Source organism: Shewanella sp. M16, from assembly GCF_018224605.1.
GTDB lineage: Bacteria > Pseudomonadota > Gammaproteobacteria > Enterobacterales > Shewanellaceae > Shewanella > Shewanella oncorhynchi.
Genome location: NZ_JAGTUL010000097.1, coordinates 1 through 2,128, shown reverse-complemented (window position 1 = coordinate 2,128; position 2,128 = coordinate 1). Strand labels below are relative to the sequence as shown.

The 2,128-nt window shown below is 39.0% G+C and carries 3 protein-coding genes; 1 reads left to right on the top strand and 2 read right to left on the bottom strand.

Features of this window, described 5'->3' with window-relative positions; genetic code table 11:
• Positions 1-78: 78 nt before the first annotated feature.
• Both KFE26_RS23535 and KFE26_RS23530 read right to left on the bottom strand, forming a co-directional pair.
• Positions 79-477, bottom strand: a complete 399-nt coding sequence (locus tag KFE26_RS23535) for a transglycosylase SLT domain-containing protein (protein WP_212601908.1) — start codon at positions 475-477, stop codon at positions 79-81.
• Positions 478-743: 266 nt separating this feature from the next.
• Positions 744-923, bottom strand: coding sequence for a TraY domain-containing protein (locus KFE26_RS23530; protein WP_212601907.1), 180 nt, complete (start codon positions 921-923; stop codon positions 744-746).
• 135 nt (positions 924-1,058) lie between these two features.
• Here KFE26_RS23530 and KFE26_RS23525 point away from each other — a divergent pair, with 135 nt between their 5' ends.
• Positions 1,059-1,673, top strand: coding sequence for an XRE family transcriptional regulator (locus tag KFE26_RS23525; RefSeq protein ID WP_212601906.1), 615 nt, complete (start codon positions 1,059-1,061; stop codon positions 1,671-1,673).
• Positions 1,674-2,128: the final 455 nt, after the last annotated feature.

The window sequence follows — 2,128 nt, the reverse complement described above, 5'->3', positions numbered from 1 at the left end:
TGACAGCAAACGAAGCGGAATTGTGGGCTGGGAAAGGTTATGGCAAGGATGGTTTAAACTGCAAACCATCCTTGAAGGTTACCAGCTAGCCTTGTCTCTTGAGCAAAAGATGTGATCAAGAGACAGGATTGCTTCGGGGGTCGTTTTATCTGTTTCAGGTAAACACTTTGCCAGAATTGACGCTCCCGCTTTGATGTTTGTACAAACATCGAAAACGTTGTTGTTATCAATTCCTAACTCTTGAAAATTCCCATTGTGAATTTTCATCATCCCTGCATTAAAGCTAATCCTTTTCATAGCCAAATCGTTAATGACTTTTGTTGCTTCTCCTTCTGTTTCAGGGGGGGTTGCTGTTTCGGCTCCCATAACGCTAATGCTATAGGGGTTATTTGTAATCAAACCAATTAACAAATTGGGTTCGACTTCGGTCTGACACTCTTTAAGCATTTGTGCCATAAATGCTAGTTCTAGTAGCATAAAAACACCTCCAATGTGTTTAAAAACAGGCTATTGACTAAGTTTTGTTTATTTAGTCGTCATCCATTTGACGGATTTTAACACGTTTTTAATCACACTCTCGTAAGAATGTTTACGAATTGGTGTAAGCTATATTCCCTCGCTTTTCGCGGTCGGACAACGCCTAGCTTTGGGCGTTCATATTTGTTTAGGTTAACCTGCCTGCCCGTTCCATCGGCCTTTCAGTTTTAAGCTAAAAACTTTTAAAAATAAATACTTAAAGCAAGTTAAACTTTTTTCTTAACATATTTAGGTTCGAAAACATCAAACCTTTCAAGGTGATCTTTTAAGCGTGCGGCAGCTTCACCGCGCTTAGTTCGCTTAGTATGAGCACTAGCATTTTCAAGCCTTTGATTTGTCTCACTATCCATTTCAAAGTTGATGCTGGTTGTTTTCTTTTCTTCCATATTCACCTAAATCCCTGTTTATGTGTAAATATCCCGCATAGGGACAAATTTAAACCATAACTTAATTTTAGTAAAGTGATTCTTAACTGTGGTTGTCCGATAATTGAAGAATCAAAGACATGGCGTATAAAAAAAATGGATTCTTTCAAAGAACGATTAAAACGATTGAGGGAGGCAAGAGGATTAACGCAAGGAGAGCTGGCTAAAAATTTACCGTCAAGGGTGACAGCGGTTGCTATTTCTCAGTGGGAAACAGGCATAACAGAGCCCAAAATGGCAAATCTGAAAGCGTTAGCGGATTTTTTCGAGGTAGGTATAGAGTGGCTTAGTTCGGGGCGCATCCTTCAAAGTGACATTTCATTTGAGGATCTTAATACCGTAATTGTTCCAAATGCAGAAATAGATCCTAAAAAAGCATGGGCTGAGAACTATTTACAAATTGACTCAAAGCTTTTGATAAACAAAGATAATATCGCTTGGTTTGAAGTCGAGGGGGATTCTATGAGCCCTTTATTTAATGACCGTGACATTCTGTTTATTGATACGGATTTTAAAACAATTAGGGACGGTGGAATGTATCTTGTTTTGCATGACACATTTTGTCGGGTTCGCTCATTATCACAAACGCTTACAGGTTATTCCGTTAAGCCTATTAATGATGCTTATTTGACCGAGCATTATAACCAGCAAAAGTTCTTCAAAGAGTTTAAAATATTGGGTAAGGTTATTTCGAAATTTTGCAATATTTAAGAGATTCTTTATTGAATTTCACCACTGCAAAACTTATAATGATCTCAGTCTTTGAGTAGAGTGCATTACATAGCACACTACTACATAGTCAACTATGTAGTGTATTTTTCAAAGATTAGAGTGTGATCATTGGTGATTCTTTGGTCTTAAGCATTCGACAAAGAAACCGACTTTCTCTAGGGGTCGGTTTTTTTGTATCTAAATTTTGAGTCGCCCCCATGCTAGAGGGCTGGCTATCTAGGCTTATTAGCTTGTTGTTCACCATAGTTTCTAGACAGTTAGGTGTAGCTTATCATAATCAACGGATAGAGAAATAGGGCGATCAAGTGCCTTTACGGGTTCGCTAATCGCTCATTCCTTCGGAACTAACGCCCTTCAAGTCATTCCCTCGATGCCTCGGCTATCGCAACGGCCAACATCAAAAGCAAATCGTTTTTAGCGGTCGCGAGTGCTCG